Origin of the sequence: Arthrobacter sp. efr-133-TYG-120 (assembly GCF_030209785.1) — a bacterium.
Classification (GTDB): domain Bacteria; phylum Actinomycetota; class Actinomycetes; order Actinomycetales; family Micrococcaceae; genus Arthrobacter.
In genome coordinates this window covers 47,647-63,519 of record NZ_JARVRI010000017.1, presented here as the reverse complement: position 1 = coordinate 63,519, position 15,873 = coordinate 47,647, and the positions used below count along the sequence as shown (strand labels likewise).

At 62.6% G+C, this 15,873-nt stretch carries 16 protein-coding genes and 1 riboswitch; of the genes, 8 read left to right on the top strand and 8 right to left on the bottom strand.

Going from position 1 to position 15,873, the window contains the following annotated elements; genetic code table 11:
• Positions 1–362: 362 nt before the first annotated feature.
• Entirely contained in the window at positions 363–878 is a 516-nt protein-coding gene (locus QRN51_RS11715) for a DUF2127 domain-containing protein (RefSeq protein ID WP_172465639.1), read from the bottom strand.
• A gap of 38 nt (positions 879–916) precedes the next feature.
• On the opposite strand from QRN51_RS11715, the gene QRN51_RS11710 reads away from it, so the two are divergent.
• From QRN51_RS11710 to QRN51_RS11700, 3 genes are read left to right on the top strand one after another with little or no spacing between them, the layout of a single operon-like run.
• A complete protein-coding gene (locus QRN51_RS11710) occupies positions 917–1,846 on the top strand; it encodes an ATP-binding cassette domain-containing protein (protein WP_284990018.1) in 930 nt (309 codons plus the stop codon).
• Positions 1,843–2,652 carry an ABC transporter permease gene (locus QRN51_RS11705; protein WP_284990017.1) on the top strand — a complete coding sequence of 270 codons (810 nt, stop codon included), beginning with the start codon at positions 1,843–1,845 and terminating at the stop codon, positions 2,650–2,652. Before QRN51_RS11710 ends, QRN51_RS11705 begins: the two co-directional genes overlap by 4 nt.
• Entirely contained in the window at positions 2,649–3,332 is a 684-nt protein-coding gene (locus QRN51_RS11700) for a hypothetical protein (protein WP_284990016.1), read from the top strand. Before QRN51_RS11705 ends, QRN51_RS11700 begins: the two co-directional genes overlap by 4 nt.
• A 52-nt stretch (positions 3,333–3,384) precedes the next feature.
• On the opposite strand, the gene QRN51_RS11695 is transcribed toward QRN51_RS11700, so the two are convergent.
• Positions 3,385–3,744 carry an ArsR/SmtB family transcription factor gene (locus tag QRN51_RS11695; protein WP_284990015.1) on the bottom strand — a complete coding sequence of 120 codons (360 nt, stop codon included), beginning with the start codon at positions 3,742–3,744 and terminating at the stop codon, positions 3,385–3,387.
• 47 nt (positions 3,745–3,791) lie between these two features.
• Positions 3,792–3,966: riboswitch (M-box (ykoK) riboswitch) on the top strand.
• A 342-nt stretch (positions 3,967–4,308) separates the two neighbouring features.
• Between QRN51_RS11695 and QRN51_RS11690 the strand changes: the two genes are divergently transcribed.
• Together QRN51_RS11690 and QRN51_RS11685 are read left to right on the top strand one after the other, a co-directional pair.
• Positions 4,309–5,988 (top strand): NRAMP family divalent metal transporter, encoded by a 1,680-nt coding sequence (locus tag QRN51_RS11690; protein WP_284990014.1) that lies wholly within the window; start codon positions 4,309–4,311, stop codon positions 5,986–5,988.
• A gap of 115 nt (positions 5,989–6,103) precedes the next feature.
• On the top strand, positions 6,104–7,504 hold the full coding sequence (locus QRN51_RS11685; protein ID WP_284990013.1) for an LCP family protein: 1,401 nt from the start codon (positions 6,104–6,106) through the stop codon (positions 7,502–7,504).
• 42 nt (positions 7,505–7,546) lie between these two features.
• On the opposite strand, the gene QRN51_RS11680 is transcribed toward QRN51_RS11685, so the two are convergent.
• From QRN51_RS11680 to QRN51_RS11670, 3 genes are all read right to left on the bottom strand, one after another.
• Entirely contained in the window at positions 7,547–8,356 is an 810-nt protein-coding gene (locus QRN51_RS11680; protein ID WP_284990012.1) for a bifunctional allantoicase/(S)-ureidoglycine aminohydrolase, read from the bottom strand.
• Positions 8,357–9,718 carry a cation:dicarboxylate symporter family transporter gene (locus QRN51_RS11675; RefSeq protein ID WP_284990011.1) on the bottom strand — a complete coding sequence of 454 codons (1,362 nt, stop codon included), beginning with the start codon at positions 9,716–9,718 and terminating at the stop codon, positions 8,357–8,359.
• Positions 9,719–9,905: 187 nt separating this feature from the next.
• Positions 9,906–10,733, bottom strand: a complete 828-nt coding sequence (locus QRN51_RS11670; protein WP_284990010.1) for a MurR/RpiR family transcriptional regulator — start codon at positions 10,731–10,733, stop codon at positions 9,906–9,908.
• 81 nt (positions 10,734–10,814) lie between these two features.
• Between QRN51_RS11670 and QRN51_RS11665 the strand changes: the two genes are divergently transcribed.
• The 3 genes from QRN51_RS11665 to galU all read left to right on the top strand — a co-directional run bounded on the left by QRN51_RS11665 (position 10,815) and on the right by galU (position 12,259).
• Positions 10,815–11,039: a carboxymuconolactone decarboxylase family protein gene (locus QRN51_RS11665; RefSeq protein ID WP_284990009.1), complete on the top strand. Its 225-nt coding sequence runs from the start codon at positions 10,815–10,817 to the stop codon at positions 11,037–11,039.
• Positions 10,984–11,292 (top strand): carboxymuconolactone decarboxylase family protein, encoded by a 309-nt coding sequence (locus QRN51_RS11660; RefSeq protein ID WP_284990008.1) that lies wholly within the window; start codon positions 10,984–10,986, stop codon positions 11,290–11,292. Before QRN51_RS11665 ends, QRN51_RS11660 begins: the two co-directional genes overlap by 56 nt.
• 76 nt (positions 11,293–11,368) lie before the next feature.
• A complete protein-coding gene (galU, locus tag QRN51_RS11655; RefSeq protein WP_284990007.1) occupies positions 11,369–12,259 on the top strand; it encodes a UTP--glucose-1-phosphate uridylyltransferase GalU in 891 nt (296 codons plus the stop codon).
• Here the strand turns inward: galU and QRN51_RS11650 are convergent.
• The 3 genes from QRN51_RS11650 to QRN51_RS11640 all read right to left on the bottom strand — a co-directional run bounded on the left by QRN51_RS11650 (position 12,256) and on the right by QRN51_RS11640 (position 15,872).
• Positions 12,256–12,858, bottom strand: a complete 603-nt coding sequence (locus QRN51_RS11650) for an arsenate reductase/protein-tyrosine-phosphatase family protein (RefSeq protein ID WP_284990006.1) — start codon at positions 12,856–12,858, stop codon at positions 12,256–12,258. The two genes, galU and QRN51_RS11650, sit on opposite strands and share 4 nt — an antisense overlap.
• Positions 12,859–13,187: 329 nt before the next feature.
• A complete protein-coding gene (locus tag QRN51_RS11645) occupies positions 13,188–13,799 on the bottom strand; it encodes an LPXTG cell wall anchor domain-containing protein (protein ID WP_284990005.1) in 612 nt (203 codons plus the stop codon).
• Positions 13,800–13,985: 186 nt separating this feature from the next.
• Positions 13,986–15,872, bottom strand: a complete 1,887-nt coding sequence (locus tag QRN51_RS11640) for a DUF4012 domain-containing protein (RefSeq protein WP_284990004.1) — start codon at positions 15,870–15,872, stop codon at positions 13,986–13,988.
• Position 15,873 lies beyond the last annotated feature (1 nt).

The following is a 15,873-nucleotide window of genomic DNA, read 5'->3' as shown; positions in this document are numbered from 1 at the left end:
CCGCGTTGTGTATCGAACCCTTTCAGCGGAGCCCGGTGGTCGAACTTGAACCTGGTGCTGGAGGCCGGGTTGCTCGTTGTGGGGATCTCGGCCAATTCGTTGGGAGTGCTCGCGGAGGGCGCGGACTACTTTGCCGATGCTCGTCTTGAGCGTCGCGATTCGAGTAGGCCCGGCTGTGCAAGACTGAGAATTACGCCGAAGGTTTCCGGGCGTTCCAGGAGAAGCGGCGCAGGTCGCCAGGGGGTAGGAAGGGTCCGGCCGCAAGCACTGGTCTGTTGAATTCGTGGGAGAAGTCCCACTGCTGCGTTCCGGAACCTAGCGCTGGGCCCGCACCCACGAACCGACGGCCGCCCGAAGATTCCTCAGCCTCCCTGCCGAGTCGTAGGGGAGTGCTGTCGATTCCGTGCCCGGTGCAGCCGGTACTCACGGGCGGTGATCCAGACGATGAAGATGTCGAAGGCTGTCAAAAGGACAAGGCCCCAGGAGAAGGCCACGACGATCCTGTAGGCCTGGTAAACGATGAAGACCAACAGGAACGCGATCATCCACGGGTAGGCCCAGAGTTTGTCCTTCAGGACGGCCCAGACCAGGACGATCTTGACCAAGCCGTGGAGCAGTAGGTAGATCGCGCCGAACAGCGTCGCGGACCCTGAGAGGTTGGAGCTCAGGTGCACCAGGCTGTTCGCCAGGAAGTCGTGCGGATCCTGGGCGAGTTCGTGCTGGGTGAGGAAATGGACCAGATCACCGATTTGTTGAGGCGTCACCAGCAACAGAAGAACGCCGCCGATCAGTTCCAGGACGCCGTCCAGGCCCTTCAGGATGAGGCTCACGCGAAATGTCCGGTCGAGCAGGGTTGTTTCAGCTGGTTTCGTTTCCATCACACTTCCCTCCGCTACCTCAAGATACATTCTTTCTTATGCCCCTCTCTTCTGATCCCGCAGGAGCTTTCGCGATTGAAACACATGGCCTGAGCAAGCACTTTGGCAGGCATACCGCCGTCGACGGCTTGACCATGCGCGTGCCTCAGGGAGCCATCGCAGGGTTTATTGGCCCCAATGGGGCAGGCAAGACCACCACCCTTCGCCTGCTCTTGGGCCTGGTGCGGGCGGATGCGGGCAGCGCCACGGTTCTGGGCCACTCGCTCACTGAATTCGAGCGCTACCTGCCGCGCGTCGGGGCACTGGTGGAAGCGCCGGCGTTCTATCCGGGCCTTTCCGGGCGGACAAATCTGGAGGTGCTCGCCCGTCTTGGAGGCCATCCCGGTTCCCGCGTGAGCGAACTGCTGGAAGTGGTGGGACTCTCCGATCGGGCCCGTGACCGGGTAGGAACGTATTCACTGGGCATGAAGCAACGCCTTGGGGTGGCGATGGCCCTGCTGCCCGATCCGGAGCTCCTCATTCTCGACGAGCCAGCCAATGGCCTTGATCCCCTCGGCATCATCGAGATGCGCGAGATGCTGCGCCGTTTGGCTGGCCAGGGGAAAACCATCCTCCTCAGCAGTCACTTGCTCGGCGAGTTGGAACAGCTCACCGACTGGCTGATCATGCTCAATCAAGGGAAGGCCCTGTTCTGCGGACCGGCACGGGAGCTGTTCGCCGAACGCGTCGAGGTAGTGGTCGAAGCCCAGGACACGGTCCAGTTGGATGTGGTGGCCCGGATCGCGGGCGAGGCCGGTTACACGGTGTCGAGGGAGGATCAGGCCTTGCGCATCGCCTGTCCTGCCGGTTTTGCCGAGGCCTTGAACCGGCAGGCCAGGGAGGCCGGCGCGCCGGATCTGACCATCCGAGTGAGGGAAGCCAGCCTGGAGCAACTGTTCCTGGCTTTGCTGAAAGGAGACCGCTCATGATTTCCGTGATCCGTGCGTTTCGCAGCGAAGTGCTCAAGTTCCGCCGCTGGAGTGTTTTGGCGGTTGCGGGCGCGATGCTGGTGGTGAGCACCTTTATCGCTTATCTGACGTTCCACCAGATCGCATCCGGAGCCACCAGCCGCGAGATGACCGGCCTGATTGCTGCCTTCCCCACACCTCAGGGATTGGTCTCGATCATTGGCCAGGCCCGCTCCGTGATCATTGCCATCGCGCTGGTGATGGTGACAGCCAATCTCGCCGCCGAATGGTCGCAAGGCACGCTGCGCAACTTGTTGGTCTGTGAGCCGCGCCGCCTGCGCTGGTTGGCAGGCAAAATGCTGGGGCTGGTACTTTTTGTGCTGCTCTCGATGCTGCTCACCTTGCTCATCAGCGGCACGTTCATCCTTGTCGCTGCTCAAGGCCAAGGGATTCAGACCGCCGCCTGGACCTCTCCGGAGGGGTTGCAGGTCTTCCTGGCGTTCCTGGGCAATGAGGTGCTGTGCCTCATCGGGGTGAGCGCCCTGGGCATGGTCATCGCCGTACTCACGCGTTCGGTCGCGGCCGGCGTCGGGATCGGCCTGGCCTACATCCTGGTGGTCGAAGGCATCATCGCGGTGGTATTGCCGCAGGTCAGCCAGTGGTTCCCGGGCCGGGTGTTCAACACCATCGTGGGGACCACCGTGCCCCTGGTTGGCCCGACGCCTCTCCAAGGTTATCCGGCAGCGCTAGGTGCAGCGCTCTTGTGGATTGTCGGCTTCGTTGTGGTGACCGCCGTCGTGTTCCCCCGCCAGGACGTCAAAGCGTGACAGAAAGAGCGCCCTCCGGCGTGGTCGGCAACGAGCGCCTCACCGCCCTGACGGGGGCCGTGGTGCTGATTCTGTCGCTGGCGGAGATCGCCACCGTTCCGACACTGGGCAGCCTGATCGTGGCGCACTTCTTCATTGGCGTGCTGCTGGCCGGCCCGGTGGTGGCCAAGACGGCCAGCACCGGCTGGCGGTTCATTCGCTACTACACGCGGGATCCCGCCTACCGCCGCAAGGGTCCGCCAAGGCTGCTTCTGCGCCTGACAGCTCCGCTGCTCGTCGTCTCAACGCTGGTGCTGATTGGCAGCGGCATCGCCTTGGCCATCACCGGCCCGGCCCCCGAGATCCTGATCCGGGTGCACGTTGTCAGCTTCCTGTTCTGGCTCGGCACCCTCGCAGTGCACGTCTTCGCGTACGTGAGGCGGGTACCCGGTCTCATAGCCGACGACTGGCGGCGCCGCACCATCCAGCAGAAGCGCGGGAAACCGGAGCCCGGGGGACGCCGGATGCGGCTGGCAGTCAACATTGCGGTGCTGGTGCTGGCCGCGATCGCCGGGGTGCTGCTTCTGCCGACGGCCGCACCATGGGAGGGGTGGCGCGGTCAGGCCGCGACCGGGCCTGGGGTCCTCGCCGTCGCGGTGTGCATCGGGACAGCGGTCGCGGTGATGCTCAAGCGCCGCTAGGACTAAACCACGACGGCGGTGGCGCTCGCCAATGCGGGCCGCCCGCTCACACCTAGTCAGTGATGTCGGCGTGGTGGTGGCGGGGTGTTCCCTCGAGGGAATGCTCGGCCTGGAAGATCGCGTCAGTAACGAGTTGGCGGACGTGCTCGTTCGCGAGGCGGTAGTACACCCGGGTTCCGGCTTGCCGTGTGGTGACAACGCGGCCGAGGCGCAATTTGGCCAGATGCTGGGACACGGATGCCTGGGATTTGTGGATCAGTTCCGCCAGCTGGTTGACCGGCAACTCGCCGTCGCGCAGCGCAAGAATGATGCGGATCCGGGTGGCGTCGGCGAGCATCGCAAAGACCTCGACGGCGAGCTCGACGTACTGGCTATCCGGCTCCCGGCCGCACACAGCGTTATCTGCATCCATGCTTATATTGTTTCATACGGATAAAATGAGGTATATATAGTGAGCAAGGTGCCGTTCGTTAGCTGAGGCTCCTTCGCGGAAACATGCCAGCGACCCCCAACGTCGAGAGACGCCCCGGGTCAGGACAGGCCGCCCCGGCATTAAGGGGTGGTCCCGATTGGCTCCTGGACACAGTCCGGGTTCACGCCGCGAAGTGCCAAAGGTCTTACGAGGAGGGGCATGTGCGGGTCTCTATGCCCGCCCTCCCCGCGGCGCGACCAACGGCAGCAGGAGGTGACGGTTCCATCATGAACGATGGTCATAAACCCAGTCTCCCGTCCCGTTTTCCGGATTCTGCTTCAGGCTCCTGAAACACTGCGCTAATTCCGTCCGGCACGCCGGGCCTAATCCAGCCATGGCCTGCTCCAGCCAGAGCCTGATTCAGCGAGAGCCTGCTCCAGCCAGAGCCTGATCCAGCCAGAGCCTGATCCAGCGAGAGCCTGATCCACTCGGCACGCAACGTGCCCCCCTTTTACGCGACGCAAATACGCCCGCCCATGCCACGTGCCCCGGCGAGGCTTTTCCATGACTTTTTATGCCCCTTTCCGGGCAGAAGGCCGGTACATCATGACCGAAACCAAGACCCTGCTAGCGCCATCCGCAGCCCTGGACACCGCCCACATCGGCGACATCAAGGGTGCTTTCGGCACCATCCGTGTGAATGACGAAAAGCCGCGCTCGGGCATCAAAGCACGCGTGAAGACCCTGTTGGCGATCATCGGACCCGGGCTGATCGTCATGGTCGGCGACAACGATGCCGGCGCATTCGGCACCTACACGGAGGCCGGACAGAACTACGGAACGTCGCTGCTCTGGACTCTGCTCCTACTGGTCCCGGTGCTGTACGTGAACCAGGAAATGGTGCTGCGCCTGGGGGTCGTCTCCGGCGTGGGACATGCCCGGCTGATCCTGGAGCGCTTCGGCAAGTTCTGGGGCGCGTTCAGCGTGATCGACCTGTTCATCCTTAACGCCCTGACCATCGTCACGGAATTCATCGGCATCAGCCTGGGCCTGGACTACCTGGGCATCCCCAAGATCCCGGGAATCCTCCTGGCCACCGCGGTGATCGTGGGTGCTGCGAGCACCGGTTCCTTCAAGCGGTTCGAGCGCGTTTGCCTGACCCTGGTGGCCGGGTCGCTGCTGCTGGTTCCGATCATCTTCATGGTCCATCCCGACGTCGGACAAGTCGCCCACGACTTCGTGGTGCCCGGCATGCCCAAAGGCGCGGATCTGTCCACGGTGACTTTGCTGATCATCGGGATCGTTGGAACCACCGTGGCGCCGTGGCAGTTGTTCTTTCAGCAGTCGTACATCATCGACAAGCGCATCACTCCCCGCTTCCTGAAGTACGAGAAGGCCGATCTCTGGCTGGGAATCACCATCGTGATCGTGGGCGCGGCAGCGATTATTTCCTTCACGGCGGCGACGTTTGCCGGCACCCCGGAGTTCGGCAACTTCACGGACGCAGGCGGTGTCGCCGTCGGGCTCGAACAGCACGTCGGAAAGGTTGCCGGCGTCCTCTTTGCGCTGGCACTGATCGATGCCTCGATCATCGGCGCGGCCGCCGTCGGGCTTTCCACCTCCTATGCACTCGGTGACGTCCTGGGGCTCAAGCACTCCCTGCACCGGAAAGTGTCCGACGCCAAAGGCTTCTACGCCGTGTTCGCCGGAGTCCTGCTCCTCTCAGCCATTGTGGTCCTGATCCCGGGCAGCCCTTTGGGTCTGCTCACGGTGGGGGTCCAGGTGTTGGCGGGGGTCCTGCTTCCCTCGGCCACGGTGTTCCTGCTGCTGCTCTGCAATGACAAGCAGGTGCTGGGACCCTGGGTGAACGGGCGGTTCATGAACTTCTTTACCTCGGCCGTGATCGCCGTCCTGGTGATCCTTTCCTTGGTCCTGACTGCCGGGGTGTTGTTTCCGGATATGGGCTCGGGCGCCATCCTTGGCATCCTCATCGGAGGCGCCGCCGTCTCCGCCGTCGCGGCGGTTGTGTTCCTGGTCTACCGCGGATTCCATCCCGCAGTGCCGGGCCCGGATGCGGTGGACCGGTCACAGCGGACCACCTGGCGCATGCCCCCGATTGTCCTGCTCACCGCACCCAAACTGTCCACCGGGCACCGGATTGGCCTGACGGTCCTGCGCGCGTACCTGCTGATCGCGATGATCCTGGTGATCGTCCGCGTGGTTCAGCTCGCCCTTGGCGCCTGACGGTTTCCCGCGTCATCGAGGCCATTCCTTGGATGTCCGATTACAATCTGCTTACCCGCTGGTCCCGCCGCGGACCCAGCCACCGCGCCAACCGCGGCGGGGACAGGAGAATTCCATGAATGATGGGCCCCACCGCCTCCGCGGCGGAAGACGCGCCGGGAGACGCGGCGGAACGCATGCCGGATCACCCGGCGGGGAGGCAGGCTTTCAGGGCCCTCGCCATATGCGCCACAAGTCCCGGCGCAAGTCCGTCCTCCTGATCTCGACGACGGCGGTCGCGGCGACCGTGGCCCTGGCGGCCGCCGTCGTGGTCACGTATGTGGGCGCGACGGCGGTTGCGGTCAACAACAACGTCCACCGATCGGATGTCCTCAAGGACCTGAAGACGCAGCCCCAGGCGGTGCCGAAGCTCAGCCAGGACACGAACATCCTGATCATGGGCCTGGATACCAGGGTTGACGAGAAGGGCAAGCCCCTTCCTCCGGAGATGTATGACGCGCTGCACGCGGGGGATGAGAATATCGGCGGCTACAACTCCAACGTCCTGATGCTCATCCACATCCCCGCGGACGGTTCCAAAGCCGCAGGAATCTCGATTCCCCGGGATGACTACGTCCAGGTGGACGGCATCCCCGGAAGCGGCCCGTTCAAAGCCAAGATCAAGGAGGCGTACGGCTACGGTTTCGCTGCGGAGAAAACTTCCTTGATCAACGCTGGAAAGCCCGACGACGACGCCACCTACCAGGCGGCCCGCGACGCCGGACGCAAGGCCGAAATCGCCACGGTGACCAAGTTCCTGGGCAGCGTGCACATCGACCACTTCCTCGAGGTCACCATGGCTGCGTTCTACCAGACGGCCCAGGCCATCGCGCCCATCACGGTGTGCGTGAACCGGGCCACCCAGGACACCTTTTCCGGGGCCGACTTCAAGGCGGGCATGCAGCAGATCGACGCCAAACAGGCCATGGCCTTCGTGCGGCAGCGCCGGGACACCACGGACCCGACGTACCTCTTCTCGGACCTGGACCGCGAACGCCGGCAGCAGGCCTTCATCGCCTCGGTCTCGCGCCAGCTCAAGGACGCCGGGACCTTCACCGACATCGGGAAAATGCAGGGTGTCCTGGATGCGGTGAGCAAGAACATCGTGGTGGATTCGGACTTGAACCTGATCCAGCTTGCCCAGCAGGCAACGTCCCTGACCGGGGGCAACATCTCCTTCTCCACCCTGCCGATCACAGGCTTCGGCACCTCCCCGGATGGCGCATCCATCAACACCGTGGACGTCAAGCAGGTGCAGGCGACCGTCAAGGAACTCCTCACCCCGGTCCCGCCGGCTCCCGCACCGACGACGACGGCGCCCGCGACGGCGGCGGCTGCCTCGCCTGCGGCACCCGCACCCGAAGCGGCACCCGCCTCAGGGGCTGCGGCACCAGCCACTCCGTCGGCACCTGCAAGCAACGTCTACGCGGACTCCACCGGCGCCCTCCAAGGCGGGGCGATCGCCTGCGTGAAGTAGCGGAGTGGTCGTGAGGTCAAGGCACTATGACCACCCGGACGCTTATGTGAGACGGATCTGGCGATTTGCATCGGTGTAGAGCAGGTAACGGAACTTGCCCGGGCCTCCTGCATAGCAGACCTGCGGGCAGAAGGCGCGCAGCCACATGAAGTCACCGGCTTCGACCTTCACCCAGTCGTCGTTGAGCAGATAGACGCCATTGCCTTCGAGGACGAACAACCCATGTTCCATGGCAGGTGTTCCGGCGAACGGGATGGAAGTGCCAGGCTCGAAGGTCACGATGTTCACGTGCATGTCATGCGCGAGGTCGTCGGGATCCACGAATCGAGTCGTGGCCCAGCTGCCGTTGGTACCTTGCATCTGGCTGGGCTCCACATCCTGATCGCGGGTCACAAAGGACGTGGCCGTGTAGCCATCCGCCGGTTCGTAGGCCTTACGGATCCAGTGGAAATTTGCGATGCCGTCCGAATCGTTCCTTACGGACCAGTCGGCCCCGGCGGCGACATACGCGTAGCTGCCTTCCTCCAAGATATGCAGTTCACCGTCCAGCGTCAGGGTAAGCCATCCCCTTGTCAGGAAGAGGACCCCTTCGACGGCGGCTTCCGGCTCGGGCTTCCGCGAACCGCCGCCGGGTCCCACCTCGACGATCAGCTGGGAAAACCGTGTCGCGAAACCTTCGATGGGGCGTGCGATGATCCAAGACCGTGTGTTCTCCCAGCCGGGGAGATTGCTGGTGACTGTGTCTTTAAGGACGCCCTTGGGTATCACGGTATAGGCGTCCTTGACCATGGCCCGGTCCTTTGGGAGCTGGGCTTGTGGACTGGCGCCTTCGGGGTGAAATGAATTGGCCATCTAACTGCGCGTCCCTGCAGCCTGCACGGCAAGGTTCCCGGCATCGATCGGGCCGCCTTCAGCTGCGGGCTTGTCTCCGCTGAAGGCACGGAGCATGGCTTCACGATCGAACTGCCCCTCCCACTTGGCGACGACGAACGTCGCAACGCAGTTGCCCAGCAGGTTCACGACGACGCGCATGGAGTCCATGAGGCGGTCGGCTCCGAGCAGGAGAGCGACGCCGGCCACAGGGAAGATCCCCAATGCGCCTGCCGTCGCGGAGAGTGCCAGGAAGGCCGAACCCGGGACGCCTGCCATGCCCTTTGAGGTGAGCATCAGAATGCCCAGGGCGGCCAGTTGATGCCCGAGATCCAAGTGGTGGCCGAAGGCCTGGGCAAGGAACAAGAGCGAGATCGACAAGTAGATGGCCGCACCGTCCAGATTGAAGGAGTAGCCGGTGGGGACCACCAGGCCGGCGGTGGAGCGGGAACAGCCGGCGTCCGTCAGCTTGGTCATGATCCGCGGCAGAACCGACTCAGTGGACGCGGTGCCCAGAGCCAGGAGGAACTCCTCGCGCGTGTACTTGATGAACTGCCACAACGGGACCCGGACCAGGCCCCAGGCGATCACGAACAGCAGGCCAATGAACACGATCGCTGCACCGTAGCAGGCCACGATGAGCAAGGCATAGGTGCCCAATGTGCTCAGTCCATACTGGCCAATGATGAACGCCATGGCACCGAAGGCGCCGATCGGGGCCAGGCGCATCACCCAGCCCATGATCTTGAAGAAGACCTCCAGGATGGTGTCCAGGACCTTCATGACAGGGGCACAGCGGTCCTTGCCGATCACCACTATGGCCGCGCCGAAGAAGACAGAGAAGCACAGGACCTGGAGGAGGTTGTTGCTCGCGAAGGCGCCGATCACGCTCGTCGGGATGATGCCAAGGATGAATTGTCCGGCGTCGCTGGGCGGAGCGGTGCCGGTCTTAGCCTTCAGGGCGTCCTGGCTTAGGGTGCTGGGGTCGATGTTGAGCCCCGCACCGGGCTGGACGATGTTGGCCACCACGAGGCCGAAGGCCAGGGCGAACAAGGTGGCCCCGGTGAAATACAAGAGCGCTTTGACTCCCACTCGGCCCACGGCTTTGACATCGCCAACGGCCGCGATCCCTGTGACGATCACCAGGAAGATCAGCGGCGCGATGATCATCTTGATGAGCTGGATGAACCCGTCACCGAGCGGGCGTAGTCCTGCCCCGATCGACGGCCAAAGATATCCGATCAGGATGCCGGCGACGACGGCGACGAAGATCTGGAGGAACAGGGACTTGTACAGCGGTTTCTTGATGGCGGCTGCCTGCGCAGCATAGATGTCGAGTTTCATGGCGAAGCCAATCCTCATGCGGAACCAGAGGTCCGCGGCCGAAATTCAAGGGACCCCTCCAACGTAGGGGAGCATTGTTTCCGGCCTGAAACGAATGTATTAAACTATCGGAACCTTGAAACATCTGTTTCAAAAGGTGCGCGGATCGCTGGTCTGAGGACGGTTCCTCACCGTCTGAGAGCCGGATCTACCGAAGCCTTTCAACCTCTCCGAGCGAGTCGAAAAGGCCTGTGATTTCACTGATGCGTTTGGTCCCTGGTCTTCCCATGGCCGAAAGTACCGCGTTGGCCAGGACGCTCAGGAGGCTCATGGGCGCAGCATAACTGTCGAAGGCTCCAGCGCCTTCCACGGGACACTCGATCCACACCTTGGCGTCGCCGGCCATCCGGCGCCCGCTGGCATCGCCAATCAGGATGGTGGATGCACCTGTTCCGGCAGCTGCTTTGAGGACGTTTGGAAAGGATTCTGGACGGCGGCGGAAACCCAGCAGCACCACAGCATCGGCAGGACCGAGCCCCGCGAGTTCTTCGCCTACGCTTTGGCCTGGCTGCGGGGCCAGCCCGACGCCGTCGCGGCATTGGAGGAGCTGTTGCCGCAAATGGAGCGCGAGGGGAAAGCTGTTTCGGAAGCCGATCAGCAGTACCTTCCGGGCCCCCGCAAGCAGATTGGCCACCTCGCCCAGCCGTGTTTCGTCAATGGACTCGAACAGGCGCTGAAGGTTCCGCTGTTCCAGTGCCCCGTGGGTCGGCAGACCGCCGTCGGACTCCCTGGTGGCGAGCGGCACGCCGCTGGACCGCAGTGCCCTGGTGTGCTCCTTGACCTCATTGAAATCGGCAAAGCCGAGGCGGCGAAACAAGCGGCTCACGGTTGCCTTGGAGACACCGCTCAGGCGCGCCAGTTCGGCCGCGTTGTAGACGGCGAGATCACCCAAGTGGTTCAGGATAGTGTCTGCCGCGAGCTGTTCCTGCGGGCCAAGCGCCGGATAATGCTGTTCGATTCGCTCATCGATCCTCATGAAACAACCGTCTCACGACCCCGCGCTGTTCCCACAGCCGTTGTGGTTTTTGCCGGGTTATCTCTCCGATAGGCTCGGCGAATGAGCGAAAATACAGCGCGACTCGCTGGCTACCTGGACAAGCAACAGCCCGGGCTTTATCAGGCCCTGTCCGACTACGCGGGTAAGGTAACTGCCGAGGCTGATAGGACCGGGATCCCGCGCCGCACGCTGGAGTTGTTGAACTACCGCGCTTCGCAGATCAACGGCTGTGCCTTTTTGCCTGGATCTCCATCACCGCCGCGCCATCGGCTATGGGGAGACTGAGCAGCGGCTTTCCTTGGTGTCCGTGCATGGCGAGGTGGGCCTCTTCGATGAGGCCGAGCAGGTGGCGCTGGAGCTTGCCGAACAGATCACGCGCATGAGCAGTGCCCGTCCCACGGCCGAGCTGTTCTCCCGCGCGCGGAAGGTCTACACCGAGGAGCAGATCAGCGTGCTGTGCATGGCGTGCATCGGCATCAACGCCTTCAACCGCCTGTCTATCCTGAGCGAGCACCCGGTGCGCAAGGCCCGGAGCTAACGACTTCTTGGCCGGAAATGTCGCAATCTTGCCCCAGGGATTCGTGCTTCCGATAATCCATTCGTAGGATTTGCCTATGTCTATGGGGAGATTAGTTCGTAAAGCAGTTATTCCGGCAGCCGGATTGGGCACGCGTTTCTTGCCTGCCACCAAGGCGATGCCGAAGGAAATGTTGCCGGTGGTGGATCAACCGGCCATCCAATACGTGGTTGAGGAGGCCGTGAAGGCGGGCCTCAGCGACGTGCTGATGATTACAGGCCGCAACAAGCGCGCCCTTGAAGACCACTTCGATCGCGCACCTGATCTTGAACGCTCTCTGGAGCTGAAAGGCGACGAAGCTCGCTTGGACGCCGTGCAGCATGCCTCCGGGCTTGGGCCTATCCACTATGTGCGGCAGGGCGAACCGAAGGGCTTGGGCCATGCCGTGCTGTGCGCCAAGCAGCACGTGGGCGACGAACCGTTTGCAGTGCTTCTTGGGGATGACCTGATTGACGAGAGCGAGGAGCTCCTGTCAACCATGATCGACGTCCAAGCGAAGACAGGTGGCTCGGTGATCGCTCTCATCGAAGTGGAGCCGTCGCAGATCAGCGCGTATGGCTGCGCCGACATTACACCCATTGCGGGGGAGGACTACGTCCGGGTCAACAGCCTTGTGGAGAAGCCTTCCGTGGAAGAGGCTCCTTCGAACTTGGCCGTCATTGGCCGCTATGTCCTGCACCCGGCCGTGTTCGATGTCCTCGAAGAGACCGGGCCGGGGCGCGGCGGCGAGATCCAGCTGACCGACGCGCTTCAGACCCTCGCGAAGGGCAACGGCGAAGGCACGGGCGTCTACGGGGTGGTCTTCCGCGGACGTCGCTATGACACCGGAGACAAGCTCAGCTACTTGAAGGCCGTCATCACCCTGGCGTCCGAGCGCGCCGAATTCGGTGAAGACCTCAAAACCTGGATGAAAGGCTTCCTCGGCTAGGACGGCTGCATGCTTAGACGCGCGTAGCGCAGAATCCTGAGGATGGCCGGGGCCAGCTCGTCTTCCATCCGCAGGTACGCCTCGGCGCCCTGTTTGTAGGGGTCCGCGACGTCGTTGTCCGAGGAGTTCGCCGCGAGGACGAGGTGGCGGACGGAGGATGCCCGTGCCGGCAGTTCTCGCCATAGTTGGGTGTAGTCAGAGCCCGACGGCGGTGGGTCGGCTCGTTCTTCAAGGGCGGTCACCATCCGTGCGAACTCGCGGATGGTGAACGTCCGTTTGAGCAGGGAGGCGTCCAGTTGCAGAACTTCCCCGCGATGGTGAGACGCCATGGTGAGTACCAGGTCCGATTCCCTGAGGATCTTTGAAGTGAGCTGGCGCGCGGCAAAGTCATCGGGCGTGCCGCCATACGTGCGGATGATGTCCGCTGACAGCGGCTGAATGGGGCTTCCAACCATGGCGCGGGTGCCGGCGCTGCGGACTTCGAAGCCGCCGGGAAGAACCTGGTCCAGGCCTGCCTGAAGCAAGCGTTCGGCTACGGGGGAGCGGCAGATGTTGCCGGTGCAAACGGTCAGTATCCGAACGGGGTGGGGCGATTCCAAAGGTATAGCTCTTTCACTGGCTGGCTGGCTGGCAGGCGCGCGTGACACCTGTGTTTTACAAGTTAACACCCAGAGTCATAATCACGAGTGACGTAGCAGGGCGAAGGCAGCCAGGCCGAAGGAAATCGCGGCCAGCAGGATCAGAAAAATGATTGGCCAGGCCGCACTCGGAATCGCTGGAATTCTTGGAATCGCTGGCAACTCCACCCTGAAGCTCAGCCGCTTGCGGCGTCGCCAATGTCTCCCCATGTTCATAAGTTACCGTAGGCGCAAGCAAGGAGGGGTTGTTTCCGGATCACCGGAAACAACCCCTCCTTTTCGTTGTGCGTTTAGGCTGCGGCTACGGTTTCGTTCTTTGCGCGGCGGCGAACCACCACTACGGAGGCCGTGCCGGCTACGAGTGCGCCAGCACCAACCAGGCCCCAAAGGATCAGGCTGGAGTCGACGCCGGTGTTGGCCAAACCGGTACCGCCGGTGTTGGCAAGCCCGGTGCCACCGGTGTTTGCAAGACCTGCGCCGCTAACTCCTGCAGCAACCACGGTTGACGTGACGCTGTGGCCGGAGGTCGCGCCGACAGCGGTCAACTGGTAGGTGCCTGCAGCAGTCAGCGTAACGTTGGTGGAGAAAGCGCCGGAGCTGTTGGCAACAGCGGTCACCGTTGTGGGTGCCAGGTGAAGGGCGCCGGGTACGGCCAAGGCGAGGCCGCCACTGGTGCCGGGTGCTGCTGCGCCCTGAGGAGCGGCAGTAAATGTGATTGTGACAGTGATGGTTTCGCCGGGCGTGAAGCCGCCTCCGGAGAATACGACGGATCCGCCCACCGTTACAGTCGCGCTAGAAACGGTGCCCGGGACCGGTGCCGGGTAATCGACGGCCATTGCCGGAGCCGAAGCGGCGAGAGCGATGGTGCCCGCAAGCGCGAGCGCTGCAAGTGATTTCTTCAATTTTTGTCCCCCTGAGACCTTTGGTATGTGCTTGAGACCTGCTGCGAAATTCATTGTGGTGATGTGATTTCATCCACCACGAACACGTGAACTGAAATCTGAGACCTACCCAAGAGAGAAGCTACCACCCTAAGGGTGCTTACTGCAAAGTAAATCCAAACTCGTTACAAAGGGTTAACACCCTGTCTATCCGAGGGCTCCACAAGTTTCTGATTCGGTCGTGAGGACCACTTTGTCAATGGGCTGGATAGTTGGCGTGACCACCACTTCAGGCTGGCTATGCTGGACGATTTTTCCGAAAGTGAATTCCACGGTACTGCTCTGTCCAGGGGCCAGCCGTACGGAGAGTGTGCCAACTGGTCGGTCGTCGTGGCGCTGCGCACCAAACGGAACAGTCTTCCCGTCCTGCGTGGCAGTTTCAACCAGGGATTGGGAAGGCCCGTACGCGATCACGTTGCTTTGTGCAGTACCGGGCGGGACTCCGTAAGCTCCACCGCCTGTAACATATGCCGGTAACGATGTGGCCGCGTCAACAGGAGCCGTATTAGTGCTTGTGATTCGAACCTTGACTGTTGCATAACCATCGGCAGCCGTGCATTGCTCGACAAGCCGAACAGTGCGTTTCACGTAGTAGTCCATTTTCGCGCCAGTACCGTCATTGAAGTAAGCGCCGAATTGGGCAGCGGGCACGCTAGGGCCGGATATTGAGCCGCTAAGCGTGTACTTCGCGAGAACGGACTGTTCGGTGGTATCTGCCGACCAGAGCAGGACCCTGTGTTCTTCTACGCCTTTCCCTACTCCGGCGAGCAGGCTTTTGGCATCGCCCTTGCCGGAGGAGAGAGCACCGAAGATTTCCTTGGCCACCACTGCAAAGTAAGCGTCTTGCGCCTTTGGATCTTTGATTTGGGCGTATACGTCGGAAAGTAGGGTTTTTACCACATTCTTGCCGGAAAGCTGGTTCGGAAGTTTCCCTCCAGTTAGGGCAAGCATCTGCGGGTCCTGAAGGCTGACAGGTCCTGTGGCGTCCAGGATGTAGCCCAGAGCCACTGGATCGATCGAAATTGCTCCGTCCAGCTGTTCACTCTTTTTCTGTTCCCACATCTTCAACGCGGTGGTGGCAGCCGTCGGGAAATCTGGGGTGAAGTTAACGTCCTGCATGAAGGTGCCCATACGGTCCGTATAGATGCGTTGTTGCTCTTCATCCACCGATACCGGAGGGGTGAAACGGCCAAGTTCCGTAGCGCTGGTTTCGGCGGAAAGGCTGATTTTGCCCTTGTCGGCGGTAAGGACGACCAAGGCGCCCGGGATGCCTCCCGTGGCTCGGGCCTCGGCGTTGTTTTGGACCAGCAGCAGGTAGTGCCGCGGCTTATCGGAGCCCAACAGGCCCGGAGCTAGTCCCGCGGCGTCGGACGCCGTGTCCAACTCGTCCACAACAGAGCCAAGTTGTTGTCTGGCTTGTATCAGTGGCCCAGCGATCTGCGGGAGCAGGCCGCCGGCATCGATACCGTTCAGGCGCTGCGCAGATGCGCGCACGGCTTGAGCGGCGGAGGACACCGCGGGGGCTGCCTTGCGGATTGGTTCCAGGTCGGTGCCGCCTGCGCTCGGCATCAGCTTGTCCCATTTCAGGGAATCGTAAACCTTTACAAGGGGTGTGACGCCCAGCGAGGCTACGTCGTCGGCTGAACGGGCAATTTCGGCAGTGGCCGAGAAATTCGCGCCGAGCCACGGGGTGGCCGACGCCAAAGACCAGAGCGGATCGGAGGCAGCGTCGCGGGCCGCCGCCGTGTGGCGCCGAAGCTCGTCGGCAGAAGCCGTGGCATCTGCGGGGCGGTTCTGGAGGATGTCTTCTTTGAGTTTGGGCACCAACTGGGTGGATGCTTCGAGCTCGGTCTGGATGGTGGAAGCCTTAGCACCAAGCCATAGGGCGGCGGCGCCGGCAACCACCAGACAGGCCCCAAGGCAAATTCCGGCTGTCAACTGGCGACGACGGCGCTTGCTTGCTTGGGATTTCCCCCTGCCCCGACGCAGCTCGGGTTCGTTCGGGGTGGTATCGGACAGTTCGTTTTCCGTCACG